At 59.4% G+C, this 22,351-nt stretch carries 21 protein-coding genes and 1 tRNA gene; 12 read left to right on the forward strand and 10 right to left on the reverse strand.

Annotated features, from left to right (window positions below; genetic code table 11):
* Positions 1 to 208 precede the first annotated feature (208 nt).
* Both K2L43_RS10575 and K2L43_RS10580 read left to right on the forward strand, forming a co-directional pair.
* Complete coding sequence (locus tag K2L43_RS10575) at positions 209 to 601, forward strand: hypothetical protein (RefSeq protein WP_220637508.1); 393 nt, start codon at positions 209 to 211, stop codon at positions 599 to 601.
* Positions 602 to 713: 112 nt separating this feature from the next.
* Positions 714 to 1,439, forward strand: a complete 726-nt coding sequence (locus K2L43_RS10580; RefSeq protein ID WP_199173431.1) for a hypothetical protein — start codon at positions 714 to 716, stop codon at positions 1,437 to 1,439.
* A gap of 161 nt (positions 1,440 to 1,600) precedes the next feature.
* On the opposite strand, the gene K2L43_RS10585 is transcribed toward K2L43_RS10580, so the two are convergent.
* On the reverse strand, positions 1,601 to 1,912 hold the full coding sequence (locus K2L43_RS10585) for a helix-turn-helix domain-containing protein (protein WP_099656070.1): 312 nt from the start codon (positions 1,910 to 1,912) through the stop codon (positions 1,601 to 1,603).
* 423 nt (positions 1,913 to 2,335) lie between these two features.
* Here K2L43_RS10585 and K2L43_RS10590 point away from each other — a divergent pair, with 423 nt between their 5' ends.
* A complete protein-coding gene (locus K2L43_RS10590; protein ID WP_255580430.1) occupies positions 2,336 to 3,922 on the forward strand; it encodes a flagellin in 1,587 nt (528 codons plus the stop codon).
* A gap of 1 nt (position 3,923) precedes the next feature.
* On the opposite strand, the gene K2L43_RS10595 is transcribed toward K2L43_RS10590, so the two are convergent.
* From K2L43_RS10595 to K2L43_RS10610, 4 genes are all read right to left on the reverse strand, one after another.
* On the reverse strand, positions 3,924 to 4,394 hold the full coding sequence (locus tag K2L43_RS10595; protein ID WP_255580431.1) for a DUF4124 domain-containing protein: 471 nt from the start codon (positions 4,392 to 4,394) through the stop codon (positions 3,924 to 3,926).
* Between the two features lie 245 nt (positions 4,395 to 4,639).
* Positions 4,640 to 5,377, reverse strand: a complete 738-nt coding sequence (gene istB, locus K2L43_RS10600) for an IS21-like element helper ATPase IstB (RefSeq protein ID WP_220637509.1) — start codon at positions 5,375 to 5,377, stop codon at positions 4,640 to 4,642.
* Positions 5,378 to 5,411: 34 nt separating this feature from the next.
* Positions 5,412 to 6,956 (reverse strand): IS21 family transposase, encoded by a 1,545-nt coding sequence (istA, locus tag K2L43_RS10605; RefSeq protein ID WP_220637510.1) that lies wholly within the window; start codon positions 6,954 to 6,956, stop codon positions 5,412 to 5,414.
* A 144-nt stretch (positions 6,957 to 7,100) separates the two neighbouring features.
* On the reverse strand, positions 7,101 to 8,015 hold the full coding sequence (locus K2L43_RS10610) for a restriction endonuclease (RefSeq protein WP_220637511.1): 915 nt from the start codon (positions 8,013 to 8,015) through the stop codon (positions 7,101 to 7,103).
* 420 nt (positions 8,016 to 8,435) lie between these two features.
* Here K2L43_RS10610 and K2L43_RS10615 point away from each other — a divergent pair, with 420 nt between their 5' ends.
* The 4 genes from K2L43_RS10615 (at position 8,436) to K2L43_RS10630 (ending at position 13,619) form a co-directional block, all read left to right on the forward strand.
* The gene (locus K2L43_RS10615; RefSeq protein WP_220637512.1) at positions 8,436 to 9,662 is read left to right on the forward strand and encodes an ABC-three component system protein; all 1,227 of its coding nucleotides are present in this window, start codon (positions 8,436 to 8,438) and stop codon (positions 9,660 to 9,662) included.
* Positions 9,659 to 10,138: a three component ABC system middle component gene (locus K2L43_RS10620; RefSeq protein WP_220637513.1), complete on the forward strand. Its 480-nt coding sequence runs from the start codon at positions 9,659 to 9,661 to the stop codon at positions 10,136 to 10,138. The genes K2L43_RS10615 and K2L43_RS10620 overlap by 4 nt, the downstream gene beginning before the upstream one ends.
* Positions 10,135 to 12,165 carry a DUF3732 domain-containing protein gene (locus K2L43_RS10625; protein WP_220637514.1) on the forward strand — a complete coding sequence of 677 codons (2,031 nt, stop codon included), beginning with the start codon at positions 10,135 to 10,137 and terminating at the stop codon, positions 12,163 to 12,165. The genes K2L43_RS10620 and K2L43_RS10625 overlap by 4 nt, the downstream gene beginning before the upstream one ends.
* Before the next feature lie 74 nt (positions 12,166 to 12,239).
* Complete coding sequence (locus K2L43_RS10630; protein WP_220637515.1) at positions 12,240 to 13,619, forward strand: hypothetical protein; 1,380 nt, start codon at positions 12,240 to 12,242, stop codon at positions 13,617 to 13,619.
* A 287-nt stretch (positions 13,620 to 13,906) separates the two neighbouring features.
* On the opposite strand, the gene K2L43_RS10635 is transcribed toward K2L43_RS10630, so the two are convergent.
* Positions 13,907 to 14,179 (reverse strand): H-NS family nucleoid-associated regulatory protein, encoded by a 273-nt coding sequence (locus tag K2L43_RS10635; RefSeq protein ID WP_220637516.1) that lies wholly within the window; start codon positions 14,177 to 14,179, stop codon positions 13,907 to 13,909.
* Between the two features lie 498 nt (positions 14,180 to 14,677).
* On the opposite strand from K2L43_RS10635, the gene K2L43_RS10640 reads away from it, so the two are divergent.
* From K2L43_RS10640 to K2L43_RS10650, 3 genes are all read left to right on the forward strand, one after another.
* Complete coding sequence (locus K2L43_RS10640) at positions 14,678 to 15,004, forward strand: hypothetical protein (protein ID WP_008903593.1); 327 nt, start codon at positions 14,678 to 14,680, stop codon at positions 15,002 to 15,004.
* A gap of 3 nt (positions 15,005 to 15,007) precedes the next feature.
* The gene (locus tag K2L43_RS10645; protein WP_220637517.1) at positions 15,008 to 15,619 is read left to right on the forward strand and encodes a hypothetical protein; all 612 of its coding nucleotides are present in this window, start codon (positions 15,008 to 15,010) and stop codon (positions 15,617 to 15,619) included.
* A gap of 178 nt (positions 15,620 to 15,797) precedes the next feature.
* A complete protein-coding gene (locus K2L43_RS10650; RefSeq protein ID WP_220637518.1) occupies positions 15,798 to 17,087 on the forward strand; it encodes a hypothetical protein in 1,290 nt (429 codons plus the stop codon).
* Between the two features lie 145 nt (positions 17,088 to 17,232).
* Here K2L43_RS10650 and K2L43_RS10655 read toward each other — a convergent pair.
* The 4 genes from K2L43_RS10655 to K2L43_RS10670 form a co-directional block, all read right to left on the reverse strand.
* Positions 17,233 to 17,322: transfer RNA gene (locus K2L43_RS10655), tRNA-Ser, on the reverse strand.
* Positions 17,323 to 17,435: 113 nt separating this feature from the next.
* Positions 17,436 to 18,902, reverse strand: coding sequence for a deoxyribodipyrimidine photo-lyase (locus tag K2L43_RS10660; protein WP_220637519.1), 1,467 nt, complete (start codon positions 18,900 to 18,902; stop codon positions 17,436 to 17,438).
* 43 nt (positions 18,903 to 18,945) lie between these two features.
* Positions 18,946 to 19,635: a glutathione S-transferase family protein gene (locus K2L43_RS10665; protein ID WP_220637520.1), complete on the reverse strand. Its 690-nt coding sequence runs from the start codon at positions 19,633 to 19,635 to the stop codon at positions 18,946 to 18,948.
* A gap of 210 nt (positions 19,636 to 19,845) precedes the next feature.
* Positions 19,846 to 20,865, reverse strand: a complete 1,020-nt coding sequence (locus tag K2L43_RS10670) for a sulfate ABC transporter substrate-binding protein (protein WP_220637521.1) — start codon at positions 20,863 to 20,865, stop codon at positions 19,846 to 19,848.
* Positions 20,866 to 21,003: 138 nt separating this feature from the next.
* Here K2L43_RS10670 and K2L43_RS10675 point away from each other — a divergent pair, with 138 nt between their 5' ends.
* Together K2L43_RS10675 and K2L43_RS10680 are read left to right on the forward strand one after the other, a co-directional pair.
* Positions 21,004 to 21,276 (forward strand): oxidative damage protection protein, encoded by a 273-nt coding sequence (locus K2L43_RS10675; protein WP_011805062.1) that lies wholly within the window; start codon positions 21,004 to 21,006, stop codon positions 21,274 to 21,276.
* A gap of 407 nt (positions 21,277 to 21,683) precedes the next feature.
* Positions 21,684 to 22,349 carry a trimeric intracellular cation channel family protein gene (locus K2L43_RS10680; RefSeq protein ID WP_135149470.1) on the forward strand — a complete coding sequence of 222 codons (666 nt, stop codon included), beginning with the start codon at positions 21,684 to 21,686 and terminating at the stop codon, positions 22,347 to 22,349.
* The last annotated feature ends 2 nt before the right edge of the window (positions 22,350 to 22,351 follow it).

The raw sequence follows: 22,351 nt of genomic DNA on the forward strand, positions 1-22,351 counted from the left end.
AATTGGCGGTAAAGCTCACTAAACGGAGGATATCGTGGGCTTAAACTTATCTGACTTCAACAGAATATTTAGAATCCTTCTGGCCTTCAATGCAACCTCATTGCTTGTAATTACCTTCCTTGTCCAGAAAGGGTACGCTTTGTCGTACTTCTTTCCTGACATTAAGTATTTAGCTGAACTCCCAAACTACCTTTCATATATTCTCTACATGGTGGTGCCTATCATCTTTACCGGTCTAAGCCTTTGGCTGGGAAAACTACTCGGGAAGGACGAATTCAAGAAGGGGCAAGTTGCCAGCATCGAACACGCAAACAACAGCTTTCTTCCTAGCTACCTTGGTTATTTTTTTGTGGCATTAAGTATCGGCAACTGGGAAACACTCTTCTTTGTATATGGCGTTCTATTTTTATTTACTTATAAATCACAGGCGCTGTACTTTAATCCCCTTTTTTTGCTGTACGGGTACGATTTCTACACCATAAAAACGAGTGCGGGAGCGTCGATATTTCTTATTAGCAAGGAAAAATATAAGACACCAGATGATGTTGTTATACAGCGGGCATTTCGGATCAACAACTACACTTTTTTAGAGAGGGGGTGATTTGATGGATCATGTGATCGCGAAGGTGAAGAGACTCCGGAAAGAGACTCATTTCAAGCTTATTTCGGACAAAACTCTGTATGAGGCTGTGAAATTAGATCCGAAGTTGTGCGTGGCATACAAAACCGACCATAACTTGGACGAAGATGCATGGTTTGTTGTCAAAGACTTATCTGTTCAGGAGTACTGCCCAGGCTTTGCAAAGCAACCCTTTGACATAAAGAACTACAACGATCTGCCAAAGAGTAGATTCACTGACATCACCTACCTTTGCGCCGTTCAAGGTGAGGATCTGTATTTTCAAAAAGTAACGCCCTCCTTGTTCCTAAAACAGAAGACCATCTATTTCGGCGATGCAGCAGAAGTCGATGACAACAAGCAGAGGCTTGTAGTCAACTCTCAGCCAGATGCGGTCTACTATCCAGCGATTGATACACTCGCCTTCAAGAGTCTTGCAACTATATCCAGCATATTTCCTGGTATTGACGAACTCTACAAAGAAGCTACACAGGAAGAGGTTCGCCATTTCCTGAAAGAGCCATTTATAAAGCTCACAAATGGTTTCGACGCAGAGAAAGTTTCAAAACCTAATCGTAAGCGAATCGCGCTAGCACTAGAAACATTGGCCGCACTGCCTGCACAAGACAAGCAGGCTATGATTTCATATATCAACGCATACTGCCAGAACTCACTCACTCTTGACGCAAAAACAGGTCAATTTGAGATTCCAGGGGATGGAGAGCTAAAGCTGCTAGTTTACGGTATTGAGCAGCGGTTCTATACCACGCAGATTGGTCAGGAGAAACGCATCGCGAATTCAGTACAAGCTTTTGGCTGAGATCACTTATGCCTACGCTTCTGAATATCTGTCTGACGTGGTGATCACTGGAGATGGGTTACTCATCTCTGAGTGATCTCCTGGACTAAGGGGGAGGGAGGTCAACACAACTAGCCAATAATGCGCACTCGTAGTTCAGAGTCGCAGGCATCTACAGCTGCCTATGAATCGGACAGCAACTTCAGGATATTTTGGCGCAGGGGTGATCCCGCCTTCTTGTACGCGAGAAGTAGCTCTGCAATGTCATCATCCTCATCCGCAAAGAAGAAAGCCACAGGCACATTCAGCACCTTGGCCAATTTGCGCGCGGTGAGCAAGTCAGGCCGGTGGATGCCCAGCTCGTAACGATTGATCCGCGTGCTCGCTACGAAGGCATCAATCCCAGCTTCGATACCCAGCATTTTTTGAGACAAGCCAGCGTTAAGCCTAGCTTGCTTGAGCCTGGCTCCCCACCGTTGATCCGCCTCTGACATCTCTCGTCCCATAGGACTACGAGAGTCGTAGTTATGCGGGCTTGTCGATACTACGAGTTGCGTTGTACAGGCCGTACAACCTGACGATGAACGCGGCCAGCACCTCTTCAGTGGCTCGCCAGGAAGTGCTGAGCACGATAGCGTGCTGAAAGCCCCGGGCTGTCACCCTGCCTCCCCCGATTTTCCCTCGAAGCTACGAATTGCGTAGCTATCACCAGCTACTTCCTGCCTTTGATGGCTGCCTATCTGAATATTCTCAATGGCTACGATTTACGTAGTTTTAGGGCGAAGGTCGAGATGGCCTGTAGCAGCAGGAGGAGCATCAATGACGGGGAGGCAGACTTCGAACGGACTGAGGAATGCGCTCATTGGCGTTGGTGCGATAGGGGCCGTTGCGGCGAGGATTGAAGCAGCGGGAATGGCATGGCGCTGACCATTTCCACCAACGTTCCTTCGCTGAATGCGCAGCGCAACTTGAGCGCGAACCAGGCAGGCCTGGCTACGACCATGCAGCGCCTGTCTTCGGGCCTGCGTGTCAACACGGCCAAGGACGACGCGGCGGGTTTGGCGATCAGTGAGCGCATGCTGACGCAGGTGAAAGGCATGGACGCCGCCAAGCGCAACGCCAACGACGGCATCTCGCTGGCTCAGGTGGCCGAGGGTTCAATGCAGAAGATGACCGAAATCCTGCAGCGTGGCCGTGAGTTGGCAGTGCAGGCGGCCAACGGCACCAACTCCCGGAGTGACCGCCAAGCCCTGTTCTCCGAATACTCCCAATTGCTTCAAGAGTTCGAGCGCATGTCCCAGACGGCCAACTTTAATGGTCACAAGCTTTTGGACGGCAGCTTCACCGCGCAGACGTTTCAGGTGGGAGCCAACGCTGGGCAGACCATTGATGTGTCAGTGCCCGCGTTGAAGGAAAGCACTGTTGGTGTTTACGGTAGGTTTCTAGAAGACTCTTTCGTGTTGTCGCGGGGAGCTTCACAAGGATTCAATAACTGGGTTGCTACTTCACTACCAGCAGGAAGAACCTTTGGCATTGATGGTGTTGAATTTCCGGGAGAAGACATATTTTCAATGGCCGATCTTGCAGAAAAACTGAAATCCAATTCACCTAACGATGTAGAAATAGAAGCTAAAACAAAAATAACTTTGGTCATCCCCCCGAATCCGAATGGCGTGGTGACAATCAGTCTCGTTGCTGGCGAAGACTACAGCAAAGCGCGAACTCTCTCATTAAACTGGGATGGCTCCAGTGCAGCAGGGCTGGCTGCTATGCGCTCCATCAATGAGCTATCGAGCATCACTGGTATTCGGGCAGAGGATTTCCGTCCTGCCGAATTGCCTAGTGGCTCAACGGATTTAAATGGGAATCCAATCAACTATCCGCTTTTTCGCCTAGTGAGCGATACTGGAGAAAACATCCATGTACTAAATAATTCCAACCCAGCTGCGTTTGTCAGCTTGGCAGATGCCAACTATAGTGAATATGGAGTTTCATACAGTTGGTTCTATGGTGCTAATTCCATGTTGGGCAGCGGGCAGTTTGGAATTGATGACGCATATGCTATTGGGGATATTTCGTACGTGTCTGATTCCCCAATTTCATTAAAGTGGGATGGTGGTTATGACGTTGATGGAAATGAAATCGGCCTCTTACCATCCAACGGCTGGTTTTCCGCCAAACAGACAACAATAGATCAGATATCTTTTGATTCCACAGCGGATGCAAGTCGATCTTTACGTATCTTTGATGCGGCCATCAACCAAGTATCAAGAGCTCGTGCTGACCTGGGTGCTGTGCAGTCACGCTTTGAAGCCACCATTGCCAACTTGGAAATCTCGTCAGAAAACACCGCAGCCGCCCGCGCACGTATCGTCGATGCCGACTTTGCCCAAGAGACGGCACAGCTAGCTCGCCAGCAAATCCTGCAAAACGCAGGCACCGCCATGGTGGCGCAAGCCAATGCAGTGCCGGAGCAGGTGCTGACCCTGCTCAAGGGGATCTGAGCTAGCAGTTCAGGTTGTTGAACTGTTTGCGGGCCTTGTACAGCTCCACGTCTGCCAGGGCTTTTTCGGTGGGAGTGGCTGTGGCTGTGGCTGCTCGCTGCTTGAGTTCTGGCAGTTCGGTATCCAGCCGGGTGCATTCCGCCTTGTCTCTGGGGCTGAGTTTGAATCGGTGCTTGTAGACCTGGTACTGCTCAGGGCTCATTCCCGTCAGTGGCTTCAAGGCATCGGCCATCAAGGCATTGTGTTCAGCCCGCTGCACATCAGCACCCTTGCGGCTGGCACCGGTCATTTTGTCCATGCCTTGTGTGGGTGTCGTGTCGATTTCCTTGGCCCCCATGCAAGGTGCATCCGAGTAGCTCACCTTGCCTGCCGTCTCGCAGCGGTAGACGGGCTTTTGTGCGTGGGCAGAGAGACTGAAGCTCAACAAGCCCAGCAGGGCGAACGACCAATGAAGGTGGCGGGTCAGGTTCAAACGTGAAGAAGACAAGAAGCGCATTGGTTTCAAACTCGAACTAGCTGGCAGCTACGGTTCCCCGGCATTTGGGGTAGGTGGTGCAGCCCCAGTGCGCATTCCACTGATGGCGGACAGTGATTCCATTTCCATCGCGGACAGCGTTCCAGGCGATGGCGGACACGTTGCGCGGGTGTCCTGAGTGACGCTCAAATCGTAGCCGAAGTGTCCGCCATCAGCGTGGAATGGCGGTCGGCGCGGCCGGCTCAGACGGCCTTGGTGAGCTTTCTCATCGACTCGCCCTTGAGGGCTATCTTGTGTGAGCCGTGCACGATGCGGTCCAGGATGGCGTCGGCCAGCGTGGGCTCGTCCAGCCAGGCGTGCCAGGCCGTTACTGGCAACTGGCTGGTGATGAGCGTCGAGCGAGTACCCACCCGGTCGTCCAGCAACTCCAGCAGGTCGTTTCGCTCGTGCGCGGCAATCGGCGCGATGCCGAAGTCGTCCAGGATGAGCAGGTCCAGCCGCGCCAGTTGCGCCAGCCGTTTGCCCAGGCTGCCATCGCCGTGGGCTACGTGCAGCTCCTGCAGCAGCCGTGGCGCGCGGGTGTAGAGCACCGAGAAGCCCAGGCGTGCGGCCTGCTGCCCCAGTGCGCAGGCAAGCCATGTCTTGCCACAACCAGTGGCGCCGGTGACCAGCACGTTGTGGCCATGGCGCAGCCAGTCCCCGCCGGCCAGGCTGCTGATGACCTCCCGGCTCAGGCTCCGGCTGGCGCGCCAGTCGATGTCCTCCAGGCAGGCACTGGAGACCTTCAGGCGGGCCGCCTTCAACAGGCGCTCCAGGCGCTTGCTGTCACGCCAGTCCACCTCGCGCTGCACCAGCAGCGCCAGGCGTTGTTCAAAGGGCAGCTCGCTGGCCGTGATGTGGGTGGCCGCGTCGCTGAGGGCGGCCACCATGCCGTCCAGGCGCAGGGCACGCAGTTGGTTCAAGGTCTGTTCGTTGAGCATGGTCGTTGGTGCTTTGTTTGTCTGTATCGCGGTGTCAGTGGTAGTAGCCCGGCCCGCGCACGTTCTCGTGCAGCGGCAGGCTCGCCTGCACGGCCATCGGTGCATCCAGCGGCCGCTGGTCCAGGCCGCAGCCCAGGATGGAGGCGATGCTCTTGTAGGACGGTGAGCGAATCGACTGCGCCCGCGCACAGGCGGCCTCCAGCCGGTCAGCCCCGTACTCACGGCCCAGGCGCATGAGGCCCAGACAGGAGCGGTAACCCTGCTCGGGATGCTGGCGGTGCTCCATCTGCCAGCGCACCACGGCGGCGGTGGCCGCGCCCACGCGCTCACCCCAGGCGATGAGCTTGGCCGGCGTCCACTGCAGGTGCGCCCGGTGCGAGGCCGGCATGTGCTCGGGCGTGGTGGTGTGTGCACCCCGTCGGGGATTGAGGGCGTGGGCGGCCACACGCTTGCCGCCATGCAGGACTTCGAGCGTGCCGGCCGTGATGCGCAACTCCACCGGCTCGCCCACCAAGGCGTGGGGCACCGAGTAGTAGTGGCCGTCGAGCTCGACGTGGTAATCGATGTTGACGCGGGCGGGTTTGAAGCGCGCGATGGGCATGCGCACCGGCGGCAGGGGGCGCAGGGCTGGCTGGTCGAGTTCGGCGAAGGCGCTGGTGCGGTTGCCCGGCAACTTCTTGAACGCGCGCTGGTTCAAGTCCAACAGCAAGGCGGCAATCGCCCGGTTGATCTCGGCCAGGCTGAAGAAGGTCTGGTGGCGCAGCCTGGCCAGAATCCAGCGCTCGACCACCTGCACAGCGACCTCCACCTTGGGTTTGTCGCGTGGCTTGGCCGGGCGCGCGGGCATCACGGCCAGGCTGTAGTGCGCACAGAGCTCTTCGAGCAGGCGGTGCGCGGTGGGCTCGTAGCGGTCGGGTCGGGCCATGAGGGCGCGCGGCTGGTCGGGCACCAGCAGACGAGGCACGCCGCCGATGAACTCCAGCGCGCCAATGATGCTGGCCACCCAGTCGGTGGCCTTCTGGCTGGCGGTGGCGCAGGCGTAGGTGTAGTTCGATGCACCCAGCACGGCCACGAAGACCTGGGCCTGGCGTATCTCGCCAGTGTCAGCATCCACCACGGGAACGGTCTGGCCGGCGTAGTCCACAAAGAGCTTGTCGCCGCCGGTGTGGGTCTGGCGCATGGAGCGCTGCAGGCGCCGGGCCCAGGCCTTGTACTTCTCGCAGAAGGCGCTGTACTTGTACGCCTGCCCGCTGTGCTGTTGCTGGTATTCCTCCCACAGCAGCTGCAGGGTCACACCGGGGCGGCGCAGCTCGCGGTGGATATGGGCGTGGTCGGGTTCAAGGTGCCGGGACTCGCGCGCCACGGGTGGCTTGTAGAGCCGGGCCTGGAGTTCGTCGTCGTTCAGGCTCTGGGCCAGTGACCAGTCCACGCCGGCCACGCGCGCGTAGCTGGCTATCTCGCTGACAGTGGATTTGGAGATGCCGAGGGCGGCACCGATTTGACGGGTGCTCAAGACCCCGCCGTGCAGCAGTTGCAGTGTGTGTCGTAGTTTGCTCATGGTGACCCTGGGTGTGGGCATCGCTTGTTCCGGTCAAAAAACCGGGCAGCGTATGCCGCGTTCGGGTCACTCAGAACACCCCGCAGGTGTCCGCCATCAGTTTGGAATGCTGTCCGCCTTCAGCGTGGAACACTGTCCGCCATCACGCTGGAACACTGTCCGCCATCAGCATGGAATCGTGTCCGCCATCGCGTGGAATACGCAGCCCCAGAACGTGTTGCCTGCATTGGCCCCCTGTCTGGCGGTGCGCAGTGCCATAGAGGCACCACAACGTGGGCATTCAGGTTGGGCAGGAGCCTTGGCGGTAGCCTGGGGAGCTTGGATTGTCGATTGGGGGTGAGGTGCCGGGCTCCCCATTGAGCTGGGAATCTCGCGTTGTGCGGCTGCTGGTTTGCCTTGGGCGCCCCGTGCCTGCTGAATCATGGCAAAGAGCCGGGGGCCATCAACGAGTTCGATGTTGCGCCCTTGGGCGAAGTCTTTGGCATCGCTCGTGAACCGCCCCGAGGTGACGACAAAGCCGCCCGTAGCACCTTTGGCAGCCATGACGCCATAGAGTTCACGCACGGTGGTCACGCCCACCTTGTAGGCCTTCCATTGTTTGCACTGCACCAAGAATTTTTCCGAACCCTTGGCTAGGACGAGGTCAACACCGCCATCAGGGCCGCCCCCGCCGATTTCTGCCACGCGGTATCCCTGCAGTCGGTAGGCTTCACCGACCAGCAGCTCAAACTCCCGCCAGCTCATGCCGTCCAGGGCGTCGGCATTGCGTGCTTGTGCCACGTCCGAAACCAGGGCTTGGCGCTGTTTGCGCCGCCAGGCTGAAAGGGCTGCCGCTGCAATACACAGCAGCGGCACGATGTACTGACCGGCGTTTGCCAGGCCTTGGATGATGGCCTTTTGCATCATGGCCCCCACCATGGCGCCTCCTTGGCCTTGAATGTCAGAGGTTTGGATGGGTACCGCTAGGCGGTGCAGCAAGAAATAGCTGACCGCTGCGAGCACCAAGCAGACCCACCAGGGGAGCATGGCAAGCAAGTCCAGGACATCTTCTAGTGGACTGGATTTCTTGCGTCTGGCCATGGTTCCTCCCGATGTTTTTGTGGCGTTTGCACTATTTTGGCGCAAGCGTTTGTTAGGTCAGCAATTACCTGCGCAAAGAATGCGTTCGGGTCCAGAAGAGTAGCTATGCCACTATGTGGGCTGCTGGAATGCAGCGATAGCCGTCGTACGACATTCGGTGCTGCATGTCTGCTTCCTTGCACGAAGCTGTTATCAATTCATCCGCTATGCCTCTGGCCCCCTAACGATCGTGGAGGCTGTTCTGTCATCCATCCTGCGTGTTCATAGTTGGCGACCAATCAAAACGCTCGGAGTGGTCGCAGCCAATGTTTCAGCACGCCCTGAAACTTGTTACAGTTTGCGAACATAAATTGACCGCTTCGCATGTGATCGGTTAGGGGCAGACGCCCGCGGCGAACAAGTGGAGATTGAGGGGGCAACGTGAGTTCTGCGACAACGGTCACAGTAGACGATCACTCCGCTATCGATGCGGCGTTGGGGTTCTACTATCAATCGCTATACGGGCTGCTGCTTATTGTCAAAGCCGTTGAAGACGATGCAGCGGTATGTCTGGAGCGTTTAGACGATGTGGAGATTGCCCTAAACGGCCGATCGCTGCTCGTTCAACTAAAGCACTCGCTGAGCAAGAAGCCAGCGGGGGTTAGCTTGGCTTCCGTGGCCCTCTGGAAGACACTCAAGGCATGGATCGACGTACTGCCAAAGGTAAGCCTTGACGACACGCGCTTCCAACTCGTCACTGTGGCTCCGCTGCCGCCCAGCAGCGTCTTGGCGCCGCTCCTTGATGAAAAGGCGTCGCGCACAGGCCTCTTGAAACTCTTGGAGGCGGAGGCCCAACGCGTAGTGAATGAGCACTCTGCAGCCAAGCAGAATGGCAAGAGACCTTTGCCGCACATTGAGCGGCTACCCGGCTGTTCTGCCTATCTTGCCCTCGCGGAGGTTACCCGAGAGAAGCTCCTGTCCAAGGCGACGATCCAGCCTGCTGCGAACGACATCAAAAAGATTCAACGCGACATCGCGAACGCGCTCACGAACTTCCCTCCCGACCAGCGTGAAGCGATTTCGCGGCGCCTCATGGAGTGGTGGGATCTGCAGATTGTGTACTCGTTCTGTGCCAAGAGAGAGCGGTTCATCACCACACTCGAGGTTCAACAGCGATTGCTCGAGATGGCTGGCGAGCTGGCACGCGACGAGTTGCTCGCCGATTTCCAGTTCGAGGCTCCACCCGACGATCACAGCCCGCCGTCCATGATTGCCACGCAACTACAGCTCGTGAACTGCACCAAAGCCGAGATTCGGTCGGCGCAACGCGAAGAATGGAAAGCACGGTCCCAGCGTCACAAGTGGATGACTGATCGAGCGGACATGGCTGGCCGTATCCATCGATACGACGAATATCTCGTCCAAGAATGGAGAGACCGGCATGAGCCGATGACGGAGCAGCATCAGTCAGCCTCGGAGAACGAAAAGCAGGCCGCCGGCTTGGCGATCTTTCGGTGGTCGTTCAGTCAGGCCCACCAGGAAGTCGACCCCTTCGCGAAAAACTGGAGCGCTTCCTATTACGTGCGTGGCAGCTATCAGGTTCTAGCGGTTGAGCAGAGTGTTGGCTGGCACCCAGATTACGTGACCCTGTTGAAGGGCTGCCCATGATTGCCGCGCGTGACGTGTTCGCCGAGACCAATCCGGCGTTCTGTGGTGCAGTGTTCGCACAGTTTTGTTCAGCCTACCAGGCTGCTCGGCCGGGAGTCTGCCCGGCAGCGGCGTTGTTATACCTAGTCGTACCCCTCGCGATCTCGGAAGACTTGGCGCCGACCTTTGAAGGCTGCAATCGGGAGACCGGGTTCACCCTTTGGATGAGCCGAAACCCGAAGGTGTCAGTCGACCTGGCAAAGAAGGTCAACTCGACGCTGGAAATCACGACCGCCGCCATCCGCTTTGGCTGCATCGCCGGCATCTTCAAGCTCACAGCCGACGGAGGTGTTGAGAGCACACGTAAGACGTTTCCGGCAGCGGTGACGACCGGCGTGGCTGGCGCTGCCTTAAAACGGGCCCGCCTGCTGGGGATTTGGATGGCTGGGATGGGCTCTCCCAGGTCGGTCCTGGAAGCATTGGGAGTATCTGTATGAAACGATGGAACATCGCAAGCGTCTTCTTCATTGGCGAGGAAGGTGCTTTCCGCATCATCGAACTGGACGCTGACCGCGTGAACATCATCACCGGCGCATCGGGCACAGGCAAGTCGGCGGTCATCAAGGCATTGGACTATTGCCTGGGGTCGTCAAAATGCCAGCTTCCTGTATATGTACGGCGCCGCTGTGTTGCTGTTGGAGTCAAGTGGGTAAGGGGTACCGAAGAGATGATCTCGTGCCGCCAAGTCCCGCTTGTCGGCAAGGCGCCAAACTCCTACATGTATGTGACTACGGGGAGAAACCTGAAGGTACCTCGCTCCGTAGAAGAGTTTGAAGGCAGAGGGCCTGTGGCAGTCAGCAAGGCTAGGTTGGGCGAGGCGTTCGGCATCGAGGCGATGCCTATAGGAGACTCCGAACAACCCGAAAGAGATTCGCTGGACAGACCGTCGATCCGCCAGTTCGCGCCATACGTGTTCGTCACCAAGGAGGTTATCGACAGCGAGACGGTCCTGCTTCATGGGCTTGACGATAGTCGCAAAGCTCCCCCCATCATCGCGACAATGCCCTACTTCCTGGGCGTGGTGAATGGGTCAACGGCGGCGGCCGAGAGACGCCTTCGACAGGCGCGCAGAGCCTTGGAGATCGACGCTGCTCGTGAAGAGGCCCGCGTCGCAAAGGACAGCTTGCTAAAGCAAAGGTCGCGGGTGCTGCTTGGTGAAGCGCAGCAACTTGGACTTGTAGAACGCCCGCCCGAAGGAGCTGACGAAGCCTTCCTCATCGGCATGTTGCGCAGGGCAGCATCGCCAGCAGCTCGTCCGCTGCAATACCCAGGCGCTGACCAGCTTGACAGCTTGCAGGAGCGCCGCCAAGCCACACTGAAGGAGTTGAACCAGACTAAGCGCAAGCTTCGAGCGCTGGCCGTGACGGAACAGGAGTCATTGGACTACGAGGCTGCGGTTAGTACCCAGCAGCAGAAACTCCGGATTGCCGAGCATCTTCACCTGCTGGATGTTCCCACCAAATGCCCGATCTGTGAGTCTGAAACTGCCGCTGGCGCCGAAGTCGCCGTCGCCATGAGGCGATCACTCGAGACTATTCGTGCAGAGACCAGTGCAGTTGGGCGCCTTCGACCGCAGATCGGCGAAGCGGCAGAGCAGCTGAACAAGCGAGTTGAAGAGCTCAGCGGACTTCTGAGGGAACTCGATGCTGCGGTCGCGTCGGCGCTGAACCAGATTGCCGAGGCCAAGCAATTTGCCGACCTTGCTCAGCTGCAGTACTTCTTCCGCGGCAAGGCCACATATTTCCTTGAAACTATCGACGACCAGCTTCTGAAGCCTGCCAAAGACCTGACTAAACAGCGGGATGAAATTGCGGAACTGGAAGCGAAGATTGACGCCGACAACCGACGCATCCGCATGCGTCGTGCGGAAGCCGCCGTCTCACAGTACGCCTCTGAAGCCTTCTCGAAGCTGCCAAAGGTTGAGCCCTGTGTTGACGCAGAGCTCATATTCTCGGCCCGGGAGCCCTCCATCTCTGTCATTGAGGCCGGGCCTGAAGATGCGGTGCTTTCGATGGCGGATTTAGGTTCAGATCAGAACTGGCTGGCAGTCCACGTAGCACTGGCGTTTGGACTGCAAAGGCATTTCGAGAAAGAGCGCAGGCCCGTACCCGGCGTCATCGTCCTCGACCAGCTCAGCCGTCCCTACTTCCCGAATCAGAGTAAGGACGCCGATGAAGTTGAGGACGAAGGGGATGAGGATGTCGCCGAGGTCGATTCGGACATAGAAGAATCCCGACCGGACGAGATATCGATTTCCGACGACGAGGACTATGTGGCCATGCGACAGCACATCGACTTCCTCTTCAAGGAGGTTGAGGCGCGCAGCGGCTTGCAAGTACTTCTGCTTGAGCATGCCTACTTTCCGTCGGACCCTCGTTACGTAGCCGCGACGAAGGAGCGCTGGACCAAGGCGTCGGGCAAGGGCCTTATACCTCGTGATTGGAAGCGTCGGTCTACAAACTAGCCATCGAGTGCGCGTCGACCACACGCAGGCCGTCGCTCGGTATGGCGTCAGATCCACCGTCTTACTTTTTACCCGTGACCGATTCAACCACCCCAGGGTGGCAGTCCTTCCTGCGAAGGTTCGTGACCCGCCGCCCGATAGCCATCCTTCGACTCGAAGACCATCAATACGGCGCCATCCTGAACTCCAGGAAGGGCATGCGGGAGTTCACGCTCAACATTCCGCATGATTACCTGCGCGAAGTCGTCGCTCCCTGCCTGTGCCTGATCACCGGCACGCGTTTGCGAGGCCTCCAGGATCACGAGGATGGCGAGGAGATGCTCTACGTGGGTGTCATCAAGTCCAAGCAGGTTACTGCGACGCTCGACACACGGATCAAGGTCGAGAGAACCGCGCGCGTCACGCCGTCAGCGTCGCAACTGGTTGGACTGATCCAGGAGGCACGCGCCGCAGAGCGATTCTCCGCACGCCTGGCAGACCCGTCGCCGGTGATAAAACTGTCGCCCAAGCTCAGCGCGATCCTCGTGGACACGATGGCCAACTCCCGGGGCAACCATGGCGCGTTGCGCATGGTATCCGCCGGGCTCGAGCCACCTCCTCTCGGTCCTTCCGCACGACTGCAGGGGGAGGCGATTGACATGGCGCTGAAGGCCTTCGGGCTTTCGGGCGATGCGCCCGCCGTGCATCTCGAACTCGTCAAGGGCAAGGAGAGCCGGCTGGTCGGCGCACGCCTTATGGAGGATTCGGTGATCGAGCACGATGCGCGCCAGGTCCCTGAGTTCCAGCTCGTCGGCAGCGATGCCACCGGGCGCGCGATGTTCCGCAAGGGCCAGCAGACCCTAGAGGTCATCACCGCCAATCGCAAGAAGCTAGAGGAGGTGTTCGGTGTCGATCTCATCTACGTCAACCACTTCCACGACAACCTCGTGATGGTCCAGTACAAGATGCTTGAACACGACGGCGCGGGCGGGCGCGACGACTGGACCTACACTCAGGACCGTCACCTGTCCAAGCAACTGAGCGCGATGCAGCGGTTTTCCCGCCGCGTAGTGAGTTCAGAGAAGAGCTATCGGCTTTCCGACGACTTCTTCTACCTCAAGTTCGTCCGCCGCTACGGTGATTCGGAATCGAGCTTCCTCCTTCCGCTGGAACACTTCAAAGCACTGGCGCGTGGTCCATCGAGAGCACCGCGATCCAAAAAGGTACACCTAAGCTACACGGCCTTAGAGGGACGATACATGCGCCAGACAGCCTTCCACAGTCTTCTGCAATCGGGCTACATTGGCGCGGACAGCAGCACGACCGCGGCACTTCAAACGCTGATTGAAGACTTGCTCTCAGGAGGCGACGCACTGGTCGTCGCCATCCAGCGCAAAACCACCCAGGCAGAGGATGACGCCGATCACGCTCGGCGCATGCAAGACTGGGACGACACGGAGGCCGGATACCACTAGGCAGACTTCGACAACAGTTCGAGGATGCTCAGGCTGAGCGTTGCCGGCGAAGCCCGGAGATTGAGCGGCTACGGGCGTAGAGACTATCAAGAACGTGTGGTTTTTCTACGTACCTTGTGGACGGCCGCGCGAAAGCGAGCGTGGCGAGGACGCCCAGTGGCGACTCTTCCTCGAAGCAGTCTATCGGCGGCGTGATGACCGACCGCTCGCAGCCTGAAGCGGCCACGTTACCAGCGACCGTCGATGAGATTGGTGACCACTGCCAAGCATTTGCAGCAACAAGCGAGTCAAACCAAAAACTCTGCCCGATTCTTCCCTTCGATCCATTTTGGCGCTCTTCCTCTGCCGCTCCAACTCGCTCCCGTCAGCGGGTCGCGGTACTTGGCCGCCACGCTTTTGACCGCAGGCTTCCAAGGAAAGACCTGCTGCGCAGTAAAGCCAAACTCGGCTATCAACTCATGGACCGTTTCCAGCGCTTGCTTCGCTTGCGCCTTGCGCGCCACGGCAATTTGTTGATCCAGTGCAGCTTTTTGAGCCAGTAGTTCTTGGTAGGTACTCATGAGGTTTTTTTCCAGTAAAGCCTATGAGGATAGCGCTAAACACTTGGTCTTTTAGCGCCTTTTGCACTATTCAAATAGTGATGACCATCAAATTCTGCCTTTGATATTTCTGGGATTTGAATGGCTTTCTTTTGAGGTCTGAATATTGAATGATATTCGGCTGTTATTTTGTTGATTTTGCTTTGTGATATAATGATATTGCTCGATATTTGATTTGCCATCGATTCGACATATCAATATCAGCTTTCTCCCCGCCTGTATTCCCAGGTCGTTTCTCCTATCCCCCTGCTTGATTTCCCTCGCGCCGTAATCCCACGGTAGCGTGCGCGCGGCTGTCGCCATGACAGCACGCGTGGCACCGCCGTGGCCGTGTCATCGCGGTGGTAGTGGGCTGTGTGGTGGCGGATCGCGCCAGGGCGTGCTGGCGGTAGTGCCGAGCGTATAGCTGCGCTTCGTTCTTTTTCCCTTTCCCTTTCTCTTCTTCTCAGGAGCTTTCCCATGACCTCTTCGCCTGGTCAGGCCGCCGCATGCGCGCGTTATGAACAACAACGCACTCCCTTGTTCAGCTTGGGCACCGTGCTGATCACCCCCGGTGCACTCGACATGCTCGAAGCACTGCAGTTGGCACCGCTGCCGTTTGTGCTGCGCCACGTCGCGGGGGATTGGGGTGACTTGTGCCAAGAGGATAAGGAGGCGAACGCTGCGGCGCTCACTTACGGCAGCCGTTTGCTGTCGGCCTATGACATCCCCCCGAACCACAGGCTGTGGATCATCACGGAGGCTGACCGACGCTCGACCACCTTGCTGCTGCCGGAGGAATACTGAGCAATGCTGCATTCCTACCATTGCCACCCCCGCATCAGTGCTGGCATGCATGGCCCCATGGTGGGCAACCAGCGGCTGCATGTGCGCCAGGGGGAGGTGGATGCCACTTGCGGCTACCACTGCGTTTTGATGGCATTAATGGTGCTGGGCCAAGTGCGGCGCAATGCGCTGATCTGGGACACCCGCGATGTGCGCCTGCAAGCGCTGCGCAAAGTGGCGCAGCGGTACTACTTCGATGGCTGCGAGGTCCAGGAGCTGCAACAGCAGCTGGCCCCCTATGCCGAGCAGGTGCACTGCAAGGAATTGCGCTCACGCGTGGCTGAACGCACCTTGGATGCGCTGGCCGATGGAAAGCTGTGCTTGGTGTGCTTTTCTACAGAGCGCTACATGCATTGGGTGCTGGCCGTGGGCATGCGCTTTGAGGCAGAGGAACCCGCTGACTTGCTGGTGCTGGACCCGGCCATGGCCCCGATACCGCTGGTGCCGTGGAATGCCATGCTGACCGGCTGGGCGAGCAAACAGCCACGGCGTGTGGTGGCCACGATCAGTGAGCGCGTGAACATCGACGCGGTGTTGGTGCTGTCGCCTGTGGTTCAGGCGCAAGAGGGCGAGTAGGCCGTTCGGCAGTTGTGTCGTTCAGCTTCGCTCGTTTTCTTTTTTTCCTTTTTCCCTTTTCTTCTTCCTGAACTTCCGCTTCCCGTAGCGCTGGGCTGTGAGCCAAGTGCCGCTGCCGCATGAGCGCATGGCGGGCGGGAGTTCGTTTTTGAGTTGTTTTGCTTGGAGGTGCTTTGTGATGACCGACGATTCCTTGACGCCCCCGCCGCTGGAGCGGTTGCTCACTGCGCTGTTGGAGCTGCCGCCCCTATTGCCCCTGCCTGGTTTGGCCTCCCCACACGAAGCCGGTGACGGTACGGCGCAATTGGTGCTGGAAGTGCTGGATACGGCGCTGCACACCCCGCCTGCGCAACCCCAGCGCATGGCTGCAGTGCGGTATTTCTGCAAACACGCGCGCCATCGCCTGGGCTTGGCGTCCTGGCGGGATCTTCAGGGCTTGCTGGAGCAGAACCCGCAAAGTGACGAAGGCGATGCCGAAGTGGCGCGCTTGCTATGGGGTGTGGAAGCCCAGGAGCATGTACGGGCGCTGCGCGTGCTGGTGTGGTTCATGGCGGCGTATGACGTTACCGAGCTGGGGCAGTGGCATGCGTGGATGGGCACGAGTGGGTTTGAAGAAGCCTTGCGGGAATCGCTCGATACGCTGGGCGCTGTAGCGGTAGTGCTGTTGTGGCAAGCCAAGTCAGGACGTACAGACCACGCCTGGGTGCTGCGGTTTGCCCGCAGGGCGCTGGGGCATTCGGTGAGTGAGGGGCCAGCCATGCTGGCGTTTCGGGATGCGGCAGAGGCAATGGGTGTGCCGCAAAGGGTGCTGGCTCGGCAAGTAGCCCATTGGGAGCGGGCAGCGATGGGGGTTGATGATGCGCCAGGCCTGCGGGTGCTCTGGTGGCAGTGTGTGGCCGAAGCGTTGCAGGTGCATGTAGCCCAAGAAACAAGCTCCGCCGCAAGCAGCGACGAATGGCGTGTTGAGTTATCACCAACGTCGGCATTGCGTCACGGCGAAGCTGGCGTGGCGCTTGAACCTCAGGCGAGGGAACTACAAGCCAATTCCCCCGTAGTCACAGCGCTGCGACTGCGCCAACGAAGTTGGGCACAAGGCTTGGGGCTGTGGCTTGAGATTCAGGGGGAGGGGCGGCTGTCGGCAATGCACCAAGCGGCCATTGCCGAGCGGTTTGAGGCTGCGGGGCACCGGGCGCCGCAGTTGCGGTATGCCAGTGCAAATGGCGGTCACCAAGCCACATGGTTGGCGACATGGCACTGGGATGAAGCAGTATGGGTGCCCAAAGATATGCCAGTGGCTGACGTGAAGCGCTGGGCGCTGGAGACGGCGCTCAAGGCGACCGAGCACTGGCTGCTGATGTGCGGCATGGTGGCGCTGGCAGGAAAGCCGCAGGGGGCTGCACTGGCGCTTGGTACCGGGCTGGTGGGGGTGGATGTCAAAAGGGAAGCCACCAATGAAAAAAAGTTCTAGGGCCAGGGGCTCTAGAACTTCTTCAGGCTGGTGGGAGTGCCGCTTTCTGAGCCAAAACTGGCTGAAAGTAACCGTATAACCAGCCGTATAACGGTTTGATGACTTTACTGAAAGTCTTTGAAAATCAATGACTTAGAGCTGTATCTGGCGGAGAGGGCGGGATTCGAACCCGCGGTGGGGATTAGCCCACACACGCTTTCCAGGCGTGCGACTTAAACCGCTCATCCACCTCTCCGGAGCCCTCCATTATAGATGCTGCACAGACACTTTTTCAAAGATCTGACTGTTCCCTTGAAAAAACATGCTTCCTCACGGGTTTCAAGATGGAACATCCCGGTTCCCCGCCTTTCAGGATGCCTCTCGCCCGCGACCCAAGAAATGGAACCGCATCAGAGTACGCTCCCGTGCTCTGGCGTGGTCCACTATCGGCAGCGGATAGTCGATGCCTAAACGCAACCCACAGGCCTGCAATTCCAGCGGCTTCATGCCTGCAGGGAAATGGAGGTGCTTATCAGGAACACACGCCAGCTCCGGGAGATAGCGGCGGATGAACCTGCCATCGGGGTCAAACTTCTGCGACTGCGCCACCGGGTTGAAGATGCGAAACCAGGGCTGAGCGTCGCAGCCGGTTGACGCCGCCCATTGCCAGCCGCCATTGTTGGCAGCCAGGTCGTAGTCGTTCAGGTGCTGGGCAAAGAAGCGCTCGCCACGGCGCCAGTCAACACCCAAATCCTTGGTCAAAAAGCTCGCCACCACCATGCGCAGCCGGTTGTGCATGTAGCCCGTCTGCAGCAGTTGGCGCATGGCGGCGTCGACCAACGGATAGCCAGTGCGCGCCGCGCACCATGCCTGCCAGTACCCAGGCGCGTCATCCCACTGGACGCGGTCGTACTCGGGGCGAAATGCCTGGGTGACCACGTGCGGGTGGTGCCACAGAATCATGAAATAGAAGTCGCGCCACGCCAGTTCGGACAGCCAGGTCTGCGCGCCTTCGCAGCCTTGCGCGGCCTGTCGCTCGGCCAGTGAGGCCAGCTGGCGGATGGACACGGTGCCAAAGCGCAGATGCACCGACAGGTAGGACACGCCTCTACGCCCAGGAAAGTCGCGCACCAGCTTGTAAGCCGCCATGCGCGGCAGAAAATCCTGCAGCAACTGCTGCGCGCCGCGCGAGCCCACAGGCAGCTGCAAATCAGCCAGGTTGGTGGGCACGAAGCCCAGATCCGCCAGCGTGGGCAGCCGCTCCCCCGCCGGGGGCACGGCCAGGTGATGTGCGTGGCGCTCCACGGGATAAGGCTTGGTCTGGAAGGCATCCAGCTTCTGCAGCCAAGTGCGTTTGTATGGCGTGAAGACGCTGTAGGGCTGGCCCTGCTGGTTCAGCACCTCGCCCTGCTCCAGCAGCACCTGGTCCTTGTAGTCGCTGAACGCGATGCCACACGCCGCCAGGCCGTCTGCCACGCGTCGGTCGCGGGCCAGGGCTGCAGGTTCGTAGTCGCGATTGGCCAGCACTTCGCGCACGCCCAGGCTGCGAGCCAATTGCACGATGCACTGCACCGCCGTACCGTGGCGCACGATCAGGCCGCCGCCGGGGGCGCCACTGCGCGCCGCCAGCGCGCGCAGGTCCTCATCCAATGCGCACACGCTGGCGTGAATGAATTCCACCCGCCGGTCGCACCGGGTCGGCAGCGCATCGAGGATGTCGGTGTCAAAGACGAAGACGCAGTACACGCGCTCGAAACGGCGCAGTGCGTGGTACAGGGCGGCGTGGTCATGGCAGCGCAGATCGCGCCGCAGCCACACAAGGGCGCTGGCTGGCATGGGACGGGAAGGACTGGTCTGGCTGACGGCGCGGCAGTGCCCCTCAGGCCTGCATCACCACGGGGCCGCCCTGCTCCAGCGCCCGCTGGTAGGCCGGCCGCGCCCGCATACGCTGGCGGTAGGCCACCAGGTGCGGCCAGGCCGTTTCGTCGCCCCCGCGCGCGAGGGCCGCCTCCACGGCAAAGCTCATCTGAAAGTCGGCCATGGTCAGGTGGCCCCCGGCGAACCAGTCGTGCTGGGCCAGGTGCGCATCCATGAAGGCCAGGGCGGTTTGCACGTTCGGGCCGATGAGTTTTTGCTGCACTTTGGCGCACAGGGTGCGCGCGATGGGGCGCACAAAAAACGGCATGGGCTGGCGCGCAATGGTGTCGAACACCAGCTTCATCACCAGCCAGTTCATCAGGGACCCCTCGGCGTAGTGCATCCAGAACCTGCACTGGCGATGTTCTGCCGTGCCGCGCGCGGGTTCCAGATGGGCCAGATCCGCCGGCGCCTGTGCGCCGTAGCGCTCGGCCAGATACTCGATGATGGCGCCAGATTCGGCCACCACCATGTCGCCTTCGGTGATGACGGGCGACTTGCCCAGCGGGTGCACCCGCTTGAGCTCTGGGGGCGCCAGCTTGGTCGCGGGGTCACGCGAGTAACGGCGGATGTCGTAGGGCACGCCCAGTTCTTCCAGCAGCCACAGAATGCGCTGGGAGCGCGAGGTTTCCAGGTGGTGAACGGTCAGCATGGGCGGCATGGTAGTGCAGTCGCGCACGAAGGGTTGGCGCCGCCGCGACACGGCGTGCCCCGCCATGGGTGGGCTTTCCCTCGCGCCGAGGCCCGGACCCACGTCCCTCCCCTTCGGCAAAGGAGCGCGGGGCGCTTTGAAAGCTATATTTTTTACAGCTTATAGCGCTTACTCATCAATGCTTAGCGCCGATTTTCATCCAAAGACGGATCAACGCCGGCTGTAGATCTGGTCAAACAGTGCGCCGTCCGCAAAATGCTCCCGATTGGCCTTCGCCCAGCCACCGAAAGCCTGGTCGATGGTGGCCAGTGTGAGCTTGGGGAATTGCTTGTCGTACTGGGCCTTGGCCTTCTCGCTGGTTGGACGGTAGAAGTTCTTTCCAGCGATGTCCTGCCCCTCGTCGGAATAGAGGTAGGAAAGGTACTCCTCCGCCAGCGCGCGCGTGCCCTTCTTGTCCACCACCTTGTCCACCACCGCCACCGTGGGTTCGGCCAGAATGGACAGCGATGGCACTACGATCTCGAACTTGTCCTTGCCGAACTCCTTGAGCGCAAGAAACGCCTCGTTCTCCCAGGCCAGCAGCACGTCGCCCACACCGCGCTGCACGAAGGTGATGGTCGAGCCGCGCGCACCCGTGTCGAGCACCGGCACGTTCTTGTAGAGCTTGGACACGAAATCCTTGGCTTGAGTGTCGCTGCCGTACTTGCGCTTGGCGAATTCCCAGGCAGCAAGATAGTTCCAGCGCGCCCCGCCGCTGGTCTTTGGGTTAGGGGTAATGACTTGCACGCCGGGCTTGACCAAGTCATCCCAATCCTTCACGCCCTTGGGGTTGCCCTTCTTCACCAGAAACACGATGGTGGAGGTATAGGGCGCCGAGTTGTGCGGGAGGCGCTTTTGCCAGGCGGGTGCCAGCAGGCCGTGCTGGGCCAGCGCATCCACGTCTCCGCCCAGGGCCAGCGTAGCCACGTCGGCGTCGATGCCATCGATGATCGAACGCGCCTGCTTGCCCGAGCCGCCGTGCGACTGTTTGAACTGCACTTCCTGCCCCGTCTTGGCCTTCCAGTGGCGCGCGAAGGCCTGGTTGTAGGCCACATAGAGTTCACGCGTGGGGTCGTAGGACACGTTGAGGAACTGCGCGGGCTGGGCGAACGACGGCAAAGACGTCAGGGACATGACCGCCGTCAGGGAGGTGGCCAGGGGAAACTTGATAAAGTCGCGGCGATTGTTCATGAAGGGCTTTCGTTGCAGGGTGCGTCGGTGCGGTTCACCGATGCAAGGCATTCTGGAAGTCGCCCTTCAAAATCCAAACCAATAAGATTTCAGTTCGTTATTCCATTGACGTCTGAAGTTTCAGCAAGGAATCGCTCCATGGCACGTACCGTCCACTGCATCAAGCTCGGCAAGGAAGCCGAAGGCCTCGACTTTGCGCCCTACCCCGGTGATCTGGGCAAACGCATCTATGACAACGTGAGCAAGCAAGCCTGGGCCGACTGGATCAAGCACCAGACCATGCTGGTCAACGAGAACCGCCTGAACCTGGCCGACGCGCGCGCGCGCCAATACCTCGCCCGCCAGATGGAAAACCACTTCTTCGGCAGCGGCGCAGACGCTGCGGCGGGTTATGTGCCGCCCAGCGCGTAACGCAGTGCAGCGCTGCAAGAAGCGGTTTCGCTAAAACCACTTCTTCGGCAGCGGCGCAGACGCTGCGGCGGGTTATGTGCCGCCCAGCGCGTAACGCAGTGCAGCGCTACAAGAAGCGGTTTCGCTAAAACCACTTCTTCGGCAGCGGCGCAGACGCTGCGGCGGGTTATGTGCCGCCCAGCGCGTAACGCAGTGCAGCGCTACAAGAAGCGGTTTCGCTAAAGCCACTTCTTTGGCGCGGCGCAGACGCTGAGGCTGGCTGAGTCCCGCCCGGCGCATAACGCAGCGCTGCGCCAAAGCAGCGCCTCTTTGCAGTCGCCCCCGTCGCATCACTGTGGCGGGGGCGTTGCCGTTGTAGCCCACTGCGCCTGGCAGGCGACCCAGGCCCGGCTCCCTGAGGAGATTTCATGTTGCCGTCGGTGTCATTGCTGGACTCGTTCCAGTTCTCACAGTTCACCACCCTGCTGGTGATCTACCTTGTGGCCATCACGGCCGAGGCCATGTCTGGCGCGCTGGCCGCAGGCCGGCGCAACATGGACATCTTCGGTGTCAGCGTGATCGCCTTTGTGACCGCGCTGGGCGGCGGCACCATCCGTGACATGGTGCTGGGCCACTACCCGATCGGCTGGACACAGCACCCGGAATACGTGTACCTGGTGATCTCCGCAGGCCTGCTGACGACGGTGGTGGCGCGCTACCTGCACCGGATCAAGCGCGTGTTCCTGCTGCTGGACGCCATGGGGCTGATCGCGTTCTCGCTGATCGGATGCAACGTGGCCCTGGAACTGGGCTACCCGCCCGTGGTGGTGGTGATGTCCGGCATGCTCACGGGCATCAGCGGCGGCATCCTGCGCGACGTGCTGTGCAACCAGGTGCCCGTGGTCTTTCGGCGCGAGCTGTACGCCAGCGTATCCCTGGCCGTGTGCCTGCTGTTCCTGGGACTGCGCACGATGGAAGTGGAAAACAACCTCAGCACTTTGGTGTGTTTCGCCGCCGGCCTGGCGCTGCGGCTGCTGGCACTGCACTACCACTGGCGCCTGCCGGTGTTCTCGTACCAGCAGCGCTGGGACTGACA

The organism is Diaphorobacter sp. MNS-0, assembly GCF_019602835.1.
Taxonomy (GTDB): Bacteria; Pseudomonadota; Gammaproteobacteria; order Burkholderiales; family Burkholderiaceae_C; genus Diaphorobacter; species Diaphorobacter nitroreducens.